Annotated in this window: 12 protein-coding genes; 6 read left to right on the top strand and 6 right to left on the bottom strand. The window is 33.8% G+C overall.

What is annotated here, in order from left to right; genetic code table 4:
• Nucleotides 1-257: 257 nt before the first annotated feature.
• Nucleotides 258-1,466, bottom strand: coding sequence for a C39 family peptidase (locus EFREU_RS00600; RefSeq protein ID WP_100609109.1), 1,209 nt, complete (start codon nt 1,464-1,466; stop codon nt 258-260).
• Between the two features lie 349 nt (nt 1,467-1,815).
• Here EFREU_RS00600 and EFREU_RS00595 point away from each other — a divergent pair, with 349 nt between their 5' ends.
• A complete protein-coding gene (locus tag EFREU_RS00595; protein ID WP_100609108.1) occupies nt 1,816-2,988 on the top strand; it encodes a hypothetical protein in 1,173 nt (390 codons plus the stop codon).
• 142 nt (nt 2,989-3,130) lie between these two features.
• Here the strand turns inward: EFREU_RS00595 and EFREU_RS00590 are convergent, their stop codons facing one another.
• Together EFREU_RS00590 and alaS are read right to left on the bottom strand one after the other, a co-directional pair.
• Nucleotides 3,131-4,336 carry a hypothetical protein gene (locus EFREU_RS00590; protein WP_100609107.1) on the bottom strand — a complete coding sequence of 402 codons (1,206 nt, stop codon included), beginning with the start codon at nt 4,334-4,336 and terminating at the stop codon, nt 3,131-3,133.
• Nucleotides 4,337-4,653: 317 nt separating this feature from the next.
• Complete coding sequence (alaS, locus tag EFREU_RS00585; protein ID WP_100609106.1) at nt 4,654-7,356, bottom strand: alanine--tRNA ligase; 2,703 nt, start codon at nt 7,354-7,356, stop codon at nt 4,654-4,656.
• Between the two features lie 100 nt (nt 7,357-7,456).
• Between alaS and EFREU_RS00580 the strand changes: the two genes are divergently transcribed.
• The 5 genes from EFREU_RS00580 to EFREU_RS00560 all read left to right on the top strand — a co-directional run bounded on the left by EFREU_RS00580 (nt 7,457) and on the right by EFREU_RS00560 (nt 13,047).
• A complete protein-coding gene (locus EFREU_RS00580) occupies nt 7,457-8,341 on the top strand; it encodes a Cof-type HAD-IIB family hydrolase (RefSeq protein WP_100609105.1) in 885 nt (294 codons plus the stop codon).
• 147 nt (nt 8,342-8,488) lie between these two features.
• Nucleotides 8,489-9,397 carry an ABC transporter ATP-binding protein gene (locus EFREU_RS00575; RefSeq protein WP_100609104.1) on the top strand — a complete coding sequence of 303 codons (909 nt, stop codon included), beginning with the start codon at nt 8,489-8,491 and terminating at the stop codon, nt 9,395-9,397.
• The gene (locus tag EFREU_RS00570) at nt 9,390-10,241 is read left to right on the top strand and encodes a hypothetical protein (RefSeq protein ID WP_100609103.1); all 852 of its coding nucleotides are present in this window, start codon (nt 9,390-9,392) and stop codon (nt 10,239-10,241) included. The genes EFREU_RS00575 and EFREU_RS00570 overlap by 8 nt, the downstream gene beginning before the upstream one ends.
• A gap of 118 nt (nt 10,242-10,359) precedes the next feature.
• Nucleotides 10,360-12,207: an ABC transporter ATP-binding protein gene (locus EFREU_RS00565; RefSeq protein WP_232673623.1), complete on the top strand. Its 1,848-nt coding sequence runs from the start codon at nt 10,360-10,362 to the stop codon at nt 12,205-12,207.
• A gap of 69 nt (nt 12,208-12,276) precedes the next feature.
• The gene (locus EFREU_RS00560) at nt 12,277-13,047 is read left to right on the top strand and encodes a hypothetical protein (RefSeq protein WP_100609102.1); all 771 of its coding nucleotides are present in this window, start codon (nt 12,277-12,279) and stop codon (nt 13,045-13,047) included.
• Between the two features lie 57 nt (nt 13,048-13,104).
• Here the strand turns inward: EFREU_RS00560 and pepF are convergent, their stop codons facing one another.
• From pepF to EFREU_RS00545, 3 genes are all read right to left on the bottom strand, one after another.
• Nucleotides 13,105-14,895: an oligoendopeptidase F gene (gene pepF, locus EFREU_RS00555; RefSeq protein WP_100609101.1), complete on the bottom strand. Its 1,791-nt coding sequence runs from the start codon at nt 14,893-14,895 to the stop codon at nt 13,105-13,107.
• Nucleotides 14,896-14,912: 17 nt separating this feature from the next.
• Nucleotides 14,913-15,632, bottom strand: coding sequence for a hypothetical protein (locus tag EFREU_RS00550; protein ID WP_100609100.1), 720 nt, complete (start codon nt 15,630-15,632; stop codon nt 14,913-14,915).
• Between the two features lie 149 nt (nt 15,633-15,781).
• Nucleotides 15,782-17,143, bottom strand: a complete 1,362-nt coding sequence (locus tag EFREU_RS00545) for a M17 family metallopeptidase (protein WP_100609099.1) — start codon at nt 17,141-17,143, stop codon at nt 15,782-15,784.
• Nucleotides 17,144-17,192: the final 49 nt, after the last annotated feature.

The following is a 17,192-nucleotide window of genomic DNA, read 5'->3' as shown; positions in this document are numbered from 1 at the left end:
TCGTTTCGCAAAATAAAATCGCAATTTAAAAAATAAATTTCCGAATAGTAATTAAAACCACTCTAGCTTTCATTATGCTAATCAACTAGACAAAATAAGCCTCAGTAATTATTTTGGTTTGGCCCACTTTGACTTTTAGATAAGCAAAAAGACAACCCTCTCCTAAGGTTGTCTTTTTGCTTTAATTTCCTTAGGAACTTAATTAGTTAACAATTATTAACTAATATCGTTATTTTCAATAACAAATCTGGATAAGTTTATTTTGAGAGAAATTGATAATTATATAATTGTTTTCGTTTAAGGACAAACGTGGAGCTACTATTAATTTTTATTCTTCCCGTTAATTCGTAAGGAAGGTCGGAATCTTTAAAGTTTTTATCTTTTGTAACTTTTGCTCCTCCATAGAACACTAACCAAATTACTAAGTCATTATTTTGTTCACGTTGCAAGGCAATCTTTAACCTAAGTCAAGTTTTAATAGTTTCACAACCAATGACTTCACTAAATGAATGGATAACTGTATTCTTGCCTATTCATTCATCAACATTTTTTTTCGGTAAAACATTTGAGGAAAGAGCCAAACCCTCCTTTATATCAGGGTCATCATTAACTTTTTTAATTTCTGATTTAAAGTTCGGAAGACCAAAAATAGAGAAAGCAGTGTAGAAATAAGAAAAATCTGAAATGCCTGTGTATTTTGTTAAGTTAATGCCGATTTTGGCCACGAAAACTGGTTGGTTGTTACCGGGAATATCTCTTATTTCCTTGGTAAAGGAATCAATATTTATTTCTACTTGGTCACTTATTGTTAACATATCACCATACCCGAGGATACCCATCCCATATTTAAAGTCCCGATGGATGTCTCGAGCTATTATGTCAAAAAACTTACCATCGAAGGGGTCCATAAAAGTATATTGATCATACCAATGGTTGTCTAGGTTTTCTTCATAACCACAAAGGACAACAGCATGACCAAGCTCCTGAATTGGATGAATCCCCATTAATAGTGGCACGTTAAGTGATAACGAACTTCAAACATATGTTGAGAAAATAGCAATGTCCTCTAACGAAATTCCAAAAGTTGCGTCAACTGCATTGTAATAGTATCTTGTCTCTTTGCCAGTTGTTTTTTGGATAAAGTCATTCATATAAATAGCTAATAAGTTATTGAAAGGTACTCCCGGAATCTCGACAGGTGATTCTGTAGCAGCACGGACTTCTTGATAAATTTGTGATTGAGTTTTGTCCTTTTCTCAGCCCCAATAACTAAAAATACTCACTAAGGAGGCTGGGGCACAATAATCTGAGCCAATCTGAGTTATTGAAGGAACATCTAGGAAGAGACTCTCCTCCTGAGTCTCTAGAGTCGAAATTATTGGTTGATTAATCGGAGAGGAAACAACCGAAGCGAACACCGAATTATTAAGTAGGAGTGACGTTAGGGCAAGCAATATTTTTTTCATAATACGCTCCTTTAGCTAAAATAAAACTAATAATAGGAGAATAATTGCTTTTAATTTTATAAATATGGCAAAAATAAGGGTGAAGTGACAACCTAAGCAAGATTGTCGGCCCAAAAAACAGCCTTCGATAAGATTATATTTTAATTTGTTAAAATCTCTTAATAAATAAATATTTAAAAATTTCAGGAGTTTTGAGCTTTTGTTTTAAGAATAAATTAGCGACACAAAAATTTCTTAAATTAGGCAATTAAGATAATATTAAAAGATTTTAGAACTTGATAAATAATTATTATAATAAAGACGAGGTTGACTGTTATTATCTTATTCTTATAGACTGGAAGTTATCGTTATGATAAAAGTTTTAGCAGTTTTGAGTCTTACGAGTTTTTTAAACTCACCAGTGAGTTCATTAGTTTGTATAAATAAAGTCCATGAAGTTAATAGAGAAGAAAATATAAAATTATTTGAAGAGGAAACGGTTCTAGATCTGCCCCTTTTAAGAGAAGAAACCAATTATTATAGTACTGCTACTTCAATAGCAGCAATTTTGGAATATATCACAAAAGCAAAGCCTTCCCAAACCGCAGTTTATAAAGAACTATTAAAAATCACAAAAACAACAGATATTACCAAAGGTATGGTGATGAACACAGAAGTGGCCAAATATCTTTCTAAAGATGGCAAAAATTACACATTTTCGGACCTGGGCTTACTTTTTGGAAGATACAATGAAGATTGAGAATCTTTTGAGGAATATGTTAAATCTAATATTAACAATGAGCACCCGCTACTTTTGAGTTTTCTAAATGACTCTTTTGTTTTTAAATCACTTGTTATTTTCGGCTATAGCCTTTCTTCAGAAAGTCCAAAATATAATCGTTACTTCTATTTAGATACTAAAAGCGGACAAAGAAAAGAATTTGTCGCTGAAGATTTACAAACCCTTACTTACTTTGGAAATATAATCGGCAACGGTACGATGTTTACTAAGGAACATCCAGCACGGGAAAAAATAGAAATCCCCATTAATAATCCCGTTACTAGTGATAAAAAGGGTTTAGATGATGGTAAAGATGAGGAAGTAGCCGATATCGAAGTCAACATTACAGAAAGTACCGGCATTTCTGGATTGGGTTTATTCGGGGCGCTTTTTGGTTGAATTTCGTTACCAAATTTTTTTGGGTGAATAAGTAGTATCAATGGTGATGGATGAACTACCAACGGTTCAAGATCTTCGCTTGATAAGTTGCCAAAGGATGACCCAGAGAAATGAGAAGATGAAAAGAAAGATGAAGATAGAAAAAAAGAAAAGACAAGTTGCAAAAGCATTGAAAGTTGAATTAAAAGACAACTAAAAACTTGAGTTGATAATAAAAAAGATAGATTTATCGGTTTAACTTATTCGGTAGGTTCAATTACTAAAGATGAACCCGAATCTTTGGGAGACACACAAGATTTAAAAGGACGAGTTAAAGTCGATACTGGAAAAAAGGTTGTCTTTGAAAAACGAGTCAAAGAATAATTAATCTTGATTTTGAAAAGCTTCGTCATTTAAATTGCAGAATTTATTTTTCCCCTTTTAAAGGGGAATTTTATTTATTCTTAATTTTTAAAATTAAGAATAAATAAAATTGGAACATCAAAATTCTTCATTTCGTAATTAATTAAACAAGAGGATAGAGTTTGCGACGAACTAATATTCTTGAAGCTTTCTGAATTATTAACCTTCCTCTAAATTCGTAAGGAAAACTAAAGCGTCTAGGATTAGAAACTTCAGTAATGTTATAACCACCGTAGAAGCGTAATAAAATCGTTAAATCGTTATTTTGAATCGGGTTTAGCAAAATTTTGATACTAGCTCAAGTGGTAATATTTTCACTACCGATATTTTCAACACCATAATGAAAAAAGGTACTTTGAGGGATTCAACTGACCAATTTTTCCGTAATAATGTCTTCTGGCTTAATTACAAAAGGCTCTAAAATATCTAAATCACTATCAGTCCTTTTAATTTCTGAGCTAAAATCACTAATTGTTAGAAAAAGAAATGTTGCATTAGAATAAAAAAAGTTGGACATTCCTGCATATTTTGTAATGTTCGTTTCTACTTCGCCGACATATATAGGATCATTATTACTTGGTAAGTTGTTTAAGTCACGACTAAAGGGACTAATATCTATGTCCGGCACGTTTTGAATTTGAGGCATCGTGCCAGCGCCAATAATCGTAAAACCATGACTCAAGGCTTGGTAAAGTACTTGGGCAATTACTCATTTAACTTGACCATCTTCTGGATCCATTAGGCCATACTTATCATGTCAGGGACTAGTGATATCTTCCTTAAAACCGCAAATGACTAAAGACTGGGTGTTTGACCCTGAATACGTTCCTAACATAAGAGGCGTATCAAGTGCTAAAGACTTTCAAACATAGGCCGAAAAAATAATGATATCGTTTAGTGAAACTCTAAACATTGTTGGCTTTTCTGAAAATGTATATTCTGCTCGCTTGTTTGTTTTCTCCATAATAAAATCATTCATGTAATTAGCAACATCACGATTCATTATTGGGCCATCGGTTACGGCTAACTCAAGGGCAGACGAGGCGAAGCGAACTTCCTGATAGATTTGGTCTTGAGTTTTATTTCCACTCCAACCTCAAAATTTAAAAATGCTTGTCAGCGAAGCGGATACAGAATATTTAGTCGTCTCTTGAGTGACACTTGGCACGTCTAAAAGAGTTTCTTTGGTCTCGTATGATTGAGGTGATAGCATTGAAATGTTTGGCGAAACAAACGATATGAATAGCAGTGCACAGATTCGTGTATTACAAAAAAATACCACCGCTAAAATCATTAACATTTTTTGCATGGTTTCTCTCCTTGGTTATTAAAAAGTTAACTTTTCTAAAGCGACTAAATAAATATTTATTAATATTAAATTAGTCCATACAATTTAATTATCCTCCTAAGGTTAAAAAAATATCAGCGATTATAAAATAATTAGTTCGAGGCTAAATTTTAGTTAAACAAGCTCTTTCACCGGCAAAAAGTCATGACTTAATTAAATCTATTTAATTTACCAATTTGTTAACAAGCCATTTTTGACTTTGACTTTTTTCATAAAAACTCTTTTCTAAACTAAAAAAATAAAATCTACACTCCTTTAGATGTGTAGATTTTATTTTTTTAGTTTTCGTTAATTGGCTTGTAACGACCTTGGGCAAAACTAACGTTTCCCCCTCCTTGAGTGTTAAAACCAGGTAAATTTTTAAAAATCTCAATTGCCGAATACTTGGTTTGCAATTCAGGAGCGACAGTTACTACTAAAAAGTGGTTATCCTCTTTATGACCACCTAAAATAATGATGGTTTGCGGATGTTTTTGTTTTAAGGAATCAGCCAGTTCTTTTAATTCATTTAAATTTAGGTTTGTATCCATAAATTGCAAGCGGGCCGGAGCGTCTTGGGTTGCTGAAACCGGTTCAAGATTAAGATAGGGTTTAATTCGTAATTGGGTTTGTTTTGCCTGTACCTTTTTACGATAATCTTTGGCCATTTCATATAAATTGGCGACACCCTTTTTCAACTTCGTTAAATTATCTTTAGTGATAGGAAGAGCTTTTAAATTTTGAACTTGGATTTCTCATTGTTTGTCAACCAATAAAGCTTTTGTTTCTTGATATCGATCTTGCAATTGGTCAATTTCCTCAAGAAGAGTTCCGAATTGGTGTTGAAGATAATTTTCAATTGTTTGAAAAGAAGTTAGTGCTTTAATTCGGAACAAACCATTTCCCTTTGATTCCAAGTTTGTAATCAAGAAGTCTTCAATTTCCTTGGTGTTACGAACGTGAGTACCTCCACACAATTCACAAGAGAAGTCACCAAATTTGATTACTCTGACTATTTCATCATATTTTTCTGTAAAGAAGGCTAAAGCTTGATGCTTATTAACAGCTTCTTCCATTGAACAGAAATAAACCTTGCGTGGGACCTCTTTTTGGATTTTTTCCAAAACTAAGGCTTGGGCTTTAGCTAGTTCCTCTGGTTTGATAGGACGATTGAAAGTAAAGTCCATTCGTAAGCCTTTTTCATCATTATAAGAACCAGCTTGCATAACAGTGGTTCCCAAAACTTCACGAAGAGCTCAATGAATCATATGGGTTCCAGAATGGTTTTTCATTGTAAGTAAACGTTTTTCTTCATCGACTAAAGCGTCAACTAGGTCGTTTAGACTAATTTTCCCTTGGACATTCACTTGGTGAATATGTTGGTGATTAGGCCCTTGTTGGGTATCAAAAACATACGCCGTTCCGTGAGGACCACGAATTATTCCGGCATCTCCAGCTTGTCCTCCTTTTTCTGCATAAAAAGGAGTTTTATCTAGAATTAAGAATCCCGTTGTGTTTTCTAAGCTTGTCACTTCCTTTTCATTGACAAAAAGGTAAACAACCTTTGAACCTTCATGAACTATTTCGTTTCAACCAGTGAATTCAGATGGGACTTTTAATTTTGTATAAAATTCACTTTGCTTGTCTCAAGCCTTTTGGTCTTGGCGAGCTTGGCGAGCTTGTTCGCGGGCTTCATTAGCTAATTTCTTGAAATCATCTATTGCCACAGGAATTTGGTTTTTTTGGGCAATTTCTAAAGTTAATTCAATTGGAAACCCAAAAGATTCAAACAATAATCATGCATTCTTACCAGAGACAGTTTTTTCTTCTGCAATAATTTTATTAAGAAGGGTATAACCTTTGCTTAAAGTTTTTAAGAATTTTTCTTCTTCGTCTTTAATGGTTTCAGTAATGACCTTTGCTTTTTCTTGAAGATATGGATAGAACTGTCCCATACTTTTAATTACTTCAGGAACTAATTTATAAAGAAAGGCTCCATTGATTCCTAATTCGAAACCATAAGTTGAGGCACGACGAATTAAACGGCGAATTACATAATTGCGATCTTTATTGCCTGGAAAAACCCCATCAGCAATTGCAAAAGAAACGGCGCGAACATGATCGGCAATTACTTTAAAAGCCACGTTTACCTTAGTTTGGGCTGGGTTGGGATTTTGGTAATCATCAAGAGAGTATTTAACATTATCCTTAGTGAAAGTTTCAATCTTTTTGATTGTTGGGAAGAAAATATCTGTTTCAAAATTAGTTGGAGTTTCTTGGAAGATAGAAGCTAAACGCTCTAGGCCAGCCCCGGTATCAATATTTTTTCGTGGTAACTCTGTATAACAATTAGTTCCGTCATTATTAAATTGGGAGAAGACAACATTTCAAATTTCAATGTAACGGTCATTTTCAATATCGTCACTTAGTAATTTTGTTCCCAAGTTTAATGGATCTCATTGTTGACCACGATCAAAGAAAATTTCTGTATTTGGTCCACAAGGCCCTTGACCAACATCCCAAAAATTTGTATCGCGAGTTAAGGAGAATAAATGGTCCTCAGGAATACCAATTTGGTTTTTTCAAAAATCATAGGCATCTTGATCTTCATTGAAAACAGTGATGTAAAGTTTTTCCTTAGGAATATCAAATCATTCTGGACTTGTTAATAACTCTCAAGCCATCGTGATTGCCTCTGCTTTGAAGTAATCACCAATTGAAAAATTTCCCAACATTTCAAACATTGTTTGGTGACGTGAAGTTACTCCAACATTTTCAATATCATTGGTACGAATGGCTTTTTGAGAGTTAGTTAATCGTGATGAAGGAGGATTTTTACGACCTTCAAAATATGGCTTTAAAGTTGCCACTCCTGAGTTGATTCATAATAATGATGGATCATTGACTGGAATCAAAGAGGCGGGTGCTAAAAAGTGATGACCTTTACTTTGAAAAAAGTCCAATCACATTTGACGAATTTCGTTGGTTGAGAGTTTCCGCATTGTTATCCTTTTGTGTTTTTGTGCTTATGTTCATAAGCAATCGTTATCTAAAATTATACTCCAGTTTTTGCTATAAAATCAGAGTAAATATGGAGGTATTATGCAACTTACAAATCTTAATAGCAAACGCTTAATTCTTGTTGACCTTGATGGAACAGTTCTAAATAATGACGGTAAAACAATGAATCCTCTTACCAAAAAAGCTTTGATGCAAGCCCAAGCGGATGGTCACATTGTAGCCATCATTACTGGACGACCATTTCGAGCTATTAAAGATATTTATCATGAACTTGGTTTGACAAGTTTATTAACGAATTTTGATGGGGCCCATATTTCTGATCCTTCTAGACGGGAGTTTAAGCGGATTGTTTTTTCGATTAACTCTGATATTATTCAACAAATTATTAACGAGCCAGTTATCAAGGCTAGTGTAGAAAACATTATCTTTGAATACTATGACAAAGTTCTAATTTGAAAAGAAGATGCTGACCTTGACCAATTTTTCCACCTTTCTGATCTTAAATCTCCAAATAGCACTGAGCAATTAATCACTGGTAGTCCTTGGGAGCTTTGGGATGGTCCTTCGACCAATATCGTCTTAAAATTGAAGAAAAGCAGTTATAAGAACCGAGTGTTCCGAACTTTAGCCAAATATCACGATGCCGTTAAAATTCAAAGTGATATCCTCTACGGAATTTCTAATCCAAGCGAAAAACCAGTTTTTACATTAACTAATAAAAATGCTAGCAAGGGCTTTGCGGTTAACATTATTGCGCAATACTATAATAAAAACATCCAAAATGTTATTGCTTTTGGTGACCAAATGAACGATTTTGAAATGATTCAAAAAGTAGGCTATGGTGTGGCCATGAAAAATGCTGCTGATGCCTTAAAATTTGTAGCTGATGGAGTAACTCACAAGACTAATGATGAGGGCGGTGTTGGTGATTATTTAAACCATATTTTAAAGGGTGATGACTACTAAAATAACCTCACGAAACGTCATAGTGGTGGCGTTTTTTTTATTGTTTTCGCTTATTTTTAGGTTAAAATACTAATCATGACTTATAAATTTGTTGTTCTCGAGAAAAGTAACAAATTTATAAATTAATAAAGAATAGAGGCGCTCATTATGGAAGTTATTAAACTTACCAATTTAACAAAGGAATATGCCAAAAATGTTGGTTGTTTTGATGTTAATTTAACTGTTAACAAAGGTGAAGTCTATGGGTTTATTGGTCCTAACGGGGCTGGAAAATCCACAGTAATTCGCCAAATGGTTGGTTTTATTAAATCAACCAAAGGTCATGGTACTATTTTAGGCCATGATATTTGAAGTAAGGCCGATGTCATTATGGAGGATACTGGTTATTTGGCTGGAGAAGTCACTTTACCAAATTATATGACTGGGGGCCAATATCTAAAAACAATCGCCAATATTCGGAAAAATGTTGATTGGAGTTATGTTGAAAAACTGATTAACTATTTTGAGTTAAATCCTAAAGCTAAAATTAGCAAAATGTCCAAAGGGATGAAGCAAAAAGTAGCTATTATTGCTTGTTTTATGCATAAACCAAAAGTGCTGATTTTGGATGAGCCAACTTCAGGACTTGATCCATTAATGCAAGAAAAATTTAATCAACTTGTTTCTAGAAGCAAAAATAGCGGTACTACAGTTTTCATTAGTTCCCATATTTTTGGCGAAATGGAAAGTAATTGTGACCGTGTTGGCTTTATTAAAAAGGGCCATATGATTGAGGAAATAAGTTTAGAAAAGTTGCGCATGAATGCTCATAAAGTTTACGAAATCAAATTTAAAAATCTCGATGATTATCAACGATTCATTGAAAAATCTAATCTTGAAATTTTGAAAAAAGATTCTGGTTTGAGAACTTTAGAAGTCAAAGTGCCTCCCAAAGAAGCAAAAGAATTCCTAATGAAAATTGTGGACTTTGGTTTAGATGGTTATCGTGAAGTACCATTTAGTTTGGAACAACACTTCCTTAAATATTATGGAGATGAGGTAAAATTCGATGATTAATGGTGCTCTATTTAAGGCAGAATTCAAAAGATCTTGGGTTGTTGTTTTAATCTTTAGTATTTTGGCGATTGGTTTGGCGGCTTTTGGTTTACTGACTCATTGGTTTTATGATCAAAATGATAGTAACGGCTTTACAACAGGAACTTTTGTCTTTCTAAAAGTAATTATTTTCCATTTTGGAATGCCCTTACTTTATACAATTTACGGCTTCGTAATAATTTCCTCAACATTATTAAAAGATATTGACAAGGGTTATTTAGCATCTTGATTAACTACACCGCTTTCAAGATATAAGATTTTCTTTACTAAAATCTTTGTCTTTTTATTAGGTTTTGTAATCATTAGTGCCTGTTTAGTGATTTCACAAATGATTTTTTACGGAATTAATACTTATGATTTTAGTAAAGGCGTTGGTCGTTTACTTCTTTCTGATTTAGCTTTAATTGTTTTTGGTTTTTTCTGACTAGGGATAATGTGAATTATTGCTGCTTCGTTGCCAAATAATTGAAGCGTTTGAACAGTATTGATTGGCTTAACTTTGTGGTTTATCGTGGCTTATATTTTGGGCCAAGGCGAAACTTTGTTCGGTGAGGGTAAACTTGGTAAGACGTTAAGTTACTTCCGTTACTTTACCATCCTTTCATTACAAAAAGATTCCTTAAGTTTTGTGTCTGAATGAGTCAATGGTGGTGATGATGGAATGTGAATATCAATGTGGAGAATAGTTATCCCACCAATCAAAGCGATGGATTATGCTTGACAATTGCCGCTAATGTTTGTTGTTGGGAGTGCATGCTGAAGTGGATCATTATTGGTTCTAAGAAATCGCAGTTTTAATATTTAGGTTTTTTAATATTTCTCGGAGTCCTTGACCTTAGACTCCTTTCTAAGATAGGATAAAAATATCGGTTTACCGATATTTTTTATTGAAAAATAACTTTAGGTCTTCCAGAAAGGAAAGTATGTCTTTAAAAACTAAAGAATTAACAGCCAATAATAAACTTATTATCAATGAGGGAGAAAGGTCAAAAAAAGAAAAGAAACGTTCCCTAATCTATACAATTGCCTATTATATGAAAAAAGAATGACATTTTTCATTGGCCATGTTCTTAATTATCATAGTGCTTGTTGGGTGCTCTGTCACTATTCCGTTAATTGTCCAACAAATCACAACGAATATTACCCATGTTGTAGGTACTCCTTATCCTGATAATTATTGAAATCTATCAATCTTGCAACTTTCTCTCATTGCGCTAGGGATTATTTTAATCTATACTCCGATGTGTTATTTCTTCGATTATGTGGCCTATCTTTTAGGACGAAAGGTAGAGATTGATTTAAGAAATAAAACATTGGAAGCATTAGTTCGCCAAGACATTTCTTATTATTCAAATAAAAAAATTGGTGAAATTTTAACTAAGGTAATTTCCGACACACAAATTGTTGGTGATCAAACTGTTCAAATTCCGCTACAACTAGGAGTCTCATTTTTTGAAATGATAGCTGCTTTTGTGATGATGCTAGTTTTAGCCTGACAATTGGCTTTGATAGTGATTGGAGTCTTTTTAATAATCATGCTAGTAATGTTTTTAAGTTATGCTTTAACTAAAAAACGTTATGACAAAGTACGCCAAGTAGTAACTGAAATTAATGGGAATGTTACTGATCGAGTGGCTACAATTCGTTTGATTAAGGCAACAGGAACTGAAGATTACGAAACCACTCGCTTCCATGAGGTCCATAAAGAATACTATAAAAAAGCTAAGCCAATTGGAAGAATTCAGTCATTCATGTTGACGTCAATGTGAGCAGGCATATTTATTCTTCAAGTAGCAGTTGTTGTTGGCGCAGGACTCATTTTTAAGAATAAACCCGATTTTTTCAAGGATACATTTTCGGCATTCCTTATTGCTCAAAGTATTATGATTGGTCCGCTCTTCCAAGTAATGGGGGTGTCTTTCGGTTTAGCCCAAGCAGCAGTAGCGGCAAAAAGAGTATGAACGGTAATTGATTCTAAACCAATTTTGAATCCTCATTATAGCACCGGAATTAAAATTGACAAAATCGATGGACCAATTAGTTTTAAGGAACTAGAGTTCGCTTATCCAGAAAAACCGGAAAAGACAATTCTTCCCAAATTTAACTTTACTTTTGAGGAAGGAAAATCTTATGCCTTTGTCGGTGAAACTGGTTCAGGAAAATCAACAATTGCTAAATTATTACTGCGTTTCTATGATCCAAAAAGTGGAAGTATAACGATTAATGAAAATCATAACCTTCAAGATATTAATTTACAAAGTTACCTTGACCATATTGGCTATGTTGAACAAGATCCACAAATCCTATTTGGAACCGTTAAGGAAAATGTTAAATATGGCCGATTTGCGGCAACTGAGGAAGAGGTTATTGCCGCCTGTAAAAAAGCTGATTTACATAATTTAGTGATGACTTGACCTCAAGGATATGACACGATTTTGGGTGAACGTGGTTTCATGCTTTCAGGAGGCCAAAAGCAACGTTTAGTGATTGCGAGAATGTTCTTAAAAAATCCTCAAGTACTTATCCTTGATGAAGCCACTTCGGCTTTAGATAATATTGTGGAAAAAGAAATTCAAAAACAATTGGAAAAATTGATGAAGGGTAGAACTACTATTACTATCGCCCATCGACTTTCAACTATTAAAAAAGCTGATTTGATTGTTGTTCTCGGCGCAAATGGGGCTGGTATTGTTCAAACAGGTAAGTTTGAAGACTTAAAAAAAGTCCCCGGTCACTTTAAAAAACTTTATGAAGCAGGGTTAATGGAATAATTTTTGTCTTATATTTGCCTAAAGGCCTTTTGGTCTTGAACTCTCGATATAATCAAAAGAGGAGGCAAAATGAAAAAACGGGCTCTTGCTTATTTAATTGTCAGTTTTAGTTGCCTAGCTAGTTTCTTATTGGCAGTCTTTGCTTTAGGCTTCCGCGAAAGTTGTGGGCGTTGATTTACATTAGACGATATAAATAATTACATTCAAAATAATAGTCAATCGGACCAAATGTCCTTTTTACAAACTGGTTATAGTTTGATGGTTCTTGCTTTTGTTTTAATGAGCTTAGCAGTTATTGGCAGCATAATAATGTTTGCTTTTGCCTACACTCGCAACACCATCCGTAATAAATGGGATGCCTATTTTTGATTGCAATTAGCCATTATCGCTCTTACGGTTAGTGCTTTTGCATTCATGCTTAGTGGTGAATTAGTCTTTATGGTTCGTTTCTTTAATTACAACTTTGACAATAATATAATTGATGATAACAATAATGGTAATTGTCCAATTGATTGAAACCAAGTTTGCTTCGATCAATTTTGAAATACCGGTTATATGGCTGGAATGTTAATTTTTACAATCATTCCGTTATTGATAATTTGAATTCCATTGTTTATTAAAGTACGTCACCAACCACAACCAAGCACAGGCTTAAATGATAAAAAGAAAAAAGGTTCGCCAAGTCCTAAGCCAACCAATGGCGAAACTGAAATTGTGGAACTTGATGTTGAAGTAGAAACAGAAACGATTATAGTTGAGACAAATCCAGAAGTAGAACAAGATGAGGGGTTTGATTGCAAACCAAACTCTGATATTGATGGTTCGCCTAATTGTCGTTAAGAAATTTTAGTTTAAAAAAAGACCCTCGGGGGTCTTTTTTTAAACTTGGTTTTGGATTTAGGCGTTTGTAAGCGCTTTTAATTCTTCCAAGTACTCTTGAATCCCATCAATCAGTGGTTGATAAGTTTCTTCTTTAGTGAAATCAACACCAGCATCTTTAAGAATTTCCAATGGTTCTTTATGACCACCAGCTTTTAAGAAATTTAATGTCGTGGCTGTATTTCCTTCCTTAATATCATGATAAAGTTTATAACTTGCTACAAGGTCAATCGCATATTTGTAAACGTAATAAGGCGAATGGAAAAAATGGGAAATCCTTGGTCAACCATACCCTAATTTTTGAGCGTCAACTTCATCAAAGACATCATAGCCATATTCGTTTTGCACATTTTTAAATAATTTGGCTAGAATATCCGCGGTTAAAGGTTGTCCCTTTTCGACCAATTCGTGAGCTTCATGTTCAAAAGCCGCAAATTGAATTTGACGAGTAAAAGTTGAAAGCAAGTCAAAAATTCTTTGTTGAAGTAAATAAATTTTTTCTTCTTTTGTTTGGGCCGATTTGTACATATAGTCAAATAAAAGGTGTTCGTTAATTGTCGAGGCTACTTCGGCTAAAACAATGGGGTATTCACTGAGTGGATATGGTTGGTTGGCATCAGCCAATAGAGTATGAACAGAATGGCCAGACTCATGGGCTAAGGTATGGACAGAGTTTAATTTATCATCCCAGTTCATTAAGATAATCGGATTTAGCTTAGCTCCTCCACTTGAATAAGCTCCATCACGTTTATTAGTATCTTCAAAATAATCAATATGGTGATCACTTCAAGCAATTGCTAAATTTTCAATATACTCTGGCCCCAATACTTTTAGTGCTTCACGAATAAGACTTTGTGCTTCTTCAACACTAAAAGTGCGGTTATAATCAGTTACCATTTTTAATTGGCGATCAGTCGGATAAAACTTATCTAATTTAAAATAATCTTTCAAAAATTGATGATAATTTTTGAATAAGTGGACGTTTTTCTTTCCTACTTCTAAAAGTTTAAAGTAAACTTCGGTTGGAATTGAATCGCCAATTAAACTAGCTTCCAATGCACTTTTGTAATTACGAAGTTTTGTTGATTCTGTTGAAGCCAAAAGGATGCCTTCATAAATAGATGCAAAACTATGTTTATGATCACTAAAATTTTTAGTGAATAAATGGCTGGCTTCTTGACGAAGTTTTTGGTCCTTCACAGGATCAGAATCTTCAGAAATTTCCATCATTAAACTAGTTGTCAAAGGTCGTTTTTCACCGTGGTAGTCAATCATTTGGTCAGTGCGATCTGCATAGGCCAAAGTATCATATAATCCTGAACTATGGCCACGAGAACGGCTAACCTTAGAAAGTAATTCCTCATCACGATCTTCTAAAATATGGGGAGCGTCTTTGAAAAACATCTTTAATCCATAGCGATATTTATGGTATTTGCCATCTTCCTCAAGTCAATTAAGAACTTGGTTTTCACCAATTGTTTTAATTTCAGGAGCTAGAAAAGCTGTCGCGACATTAATTTTTTGAAATTCAGTCATTAATAAACCTTCAAGTTCTTGGTAAACTTGGTTACTAGTATCGACATCTCCATAATGTAAAAACTGAGCAAGTTTATTCACCAATAAATCGACTTGCTGATTAAAATCGAGATAGGCTAAAAATTCTTCCTTTTTGTCTAGTTTTCCTTTGTAGTTTTCAAAAGCTGGAATTGTTTTAGTAAGTTTTTCTAAATCTTCTTTTCAAGCTTCGGTATGGGGATAAAGGTGGCTAAAATCTCATTTATATTTTGCTTCCGCTTCTGATCGCTTCATCTATATTGGTCTCCTTATTAATTTTCGTTTTTATTAGGTTCATCCTGAATGTTTGGTTGTTTAGTTGTTGCTTCAAGTTCTTTGATACGTTTATCTTGTTGAGCAATGATTTCGTCCATACGTTTTAAAGTTTGCTCAAAGAAAAAGATAAGGTTGGTTTCTAAACCATTCATTTGCAGCATTTTTTCTTGGCGTTCATGTTCAGTTAAGGTTGGCTCACGCAACTCATTTAAGCGTTTATAGAAATCTGTCATTCCTGAATTAATCGCATTAATTAATTGGTGAGTAGGCATGTTTTGAAAGTTTAATTCCAAAAAGACGTTTTGTTTATCTTTGACTTTTTGATCAGTATCATAATCCTCAGTATTAAAAGTAATTGGTTTTTCTTTGATTAAAATATTATAAGTTTCCATCAAAGTTTTAATATTTTGCGCCTGGATTGGTTTTTGCGAAATATTTTCATCCTTTAATTTGTAATCTTGAATATTTTTTGTATTAACCAAGCCCATTTTATCTTTAAAGATTTCGGTTAACTCCTTCGCTCCTAAAGGTCGGTTAACTAAGTCCATAACTGCCGAAGCGACATAATCATCAATAATGGCTAAGCCAAGCACTTCGTTACCTTTATTTAAGTCTGGACGTAATAATAAGAAAGGAAATTCTCCTTGTGTAATTACCTTATTTTCAATGTTTTTTAAATCTTTACCTTGATAAATTGTTCATGTGGTCAATTCCATATCAATTCCCCTTAATTTCGTTTCTTCATGCTTCGTATGTTTACGAGCATATTATCTTTGATTTTAACCTATCGAAAATGGTTTTTCTCGCAATTTAAAAAAATCAAAACCTTCGATAAGGTTTTGATTTTTTAGAGTCTTAAATTGGCTTATTTATTTAATCATTCGAAAATAGTTTTAACCATAACCCCAGTACCACGTTTACCATTATCGGCAGTCGCAGCAATATCTAAATGGAGGTAAGGTTTTTCTTCGGCAAATGAGTTTAAGAAAGCAGCAGCAGTGGATGAACCAGCTTGACGACCCTTTTCCGAATTTGTTAAATCAGCAATCGTTGATTCTTGCATTTTTTCTAAATGTTCTGGAAGCACTGGCAAACGTCAAATGTGTTCTCCAGTTTCTTGGGTTACTTTTTCAAATTCATTAAATAATTCATCATTAGTAGTAAAGGCACCAGTGAACCATGGGCCTAAAGCGATTTCAATCGCCCCCGTTAAAGTTGAGGCTTCAACTACACGATCAGCTTTTTTTTCACGGATTACATAAGTAATTCCATCAGCTAATACTAATCGACCTTCAGCATCAGTATTGTTAATTTCGACTGTTTGTCCATTCATTGAAGTTAACACTGATTCTGGTAAAGTGGCAGTTTTTCCAATACGATTATCAGTAAACATTCCAATCGCCACAACATTAGCCTTTGCTTTGGCTTTAGCTAAGGCTAAGACTGTTGATAACATGATAGCGGCCCCCGACATGTCAAATTTCATTCCTTCCATGAAGTTTGAAGGTTTCAAATTATAACCACCACTATCAAAAGTGATTCCTTTACCAACCAGACCGGTTTTTGGTAATTGGCTATCAGTTGTATATTCTAAAACAACTCCTTGAGCTTCAACTGGTGACCCAGCATTAACTCCCAAGAATAAACCCATTCCTAATTTTTCTGCCTCATCTTTACCAATAACATGGGCTTTAATACCAGGAATTTTTTTAGCTTCATCTAAGATTAATTTTGAAAAATAAGTTCCCACTCCGATATTTGGGGGAGTATCTTGCAAACTACGAGCTAAATTAACTGCTTCAGTTTTAATCATTTCTTTTTCAAAATCTGCTTGAAAATCTTTTTTAGTGATTAAGTTGTAAACTACACTTTTAGCTTCTTTTTTCGCTTCTTTACTTGTTTTCAGTGAGTAAGCGCTAGTGCTATTGAAATCTAATGTTTCAAAAATGATGTTGAAAACAATTTCCGGTTTTAAGTCAGTCGCGATATCAATAAACGAATCGACATCAACATTGATGTTCATTTTGTTATTTTTAGCAAATGTTGTCAAAGCTTCGGTAAGTTGACGACGACGGTTAACACTTTTAGCTTTTAAAACTAAATAAATTTTTTGGTCACGATCACTGAATGTGGTCTTTTTATCTTGTGTGCTTACAAAAGCAGGTGCTTTGTCATCATGGATGGCAACAAGAGTGACTAGTTCAGGCTTTTGATTTAATGTAATCATGCTCTAATTCCTCAATTTTTCTATTTTTTCTATTTTACCATTATTCCGA

Origin of the sequence: Entomoplasma freundtii, from assembly GCF_002804205.1 — a bacterium.
GTDB lineage: Bacteria > Bacillota_I > Bacilli_A > Mycoplasmatales > Mycoplasmataceae > Williamsoniiplasma > Williamsoniiplasma freundtii.
The sequence above is the reverse complement of the archived record's forward strand: the minus strand, read 5'-3'. Positions and strand labels throughout refer to the sequence as shown.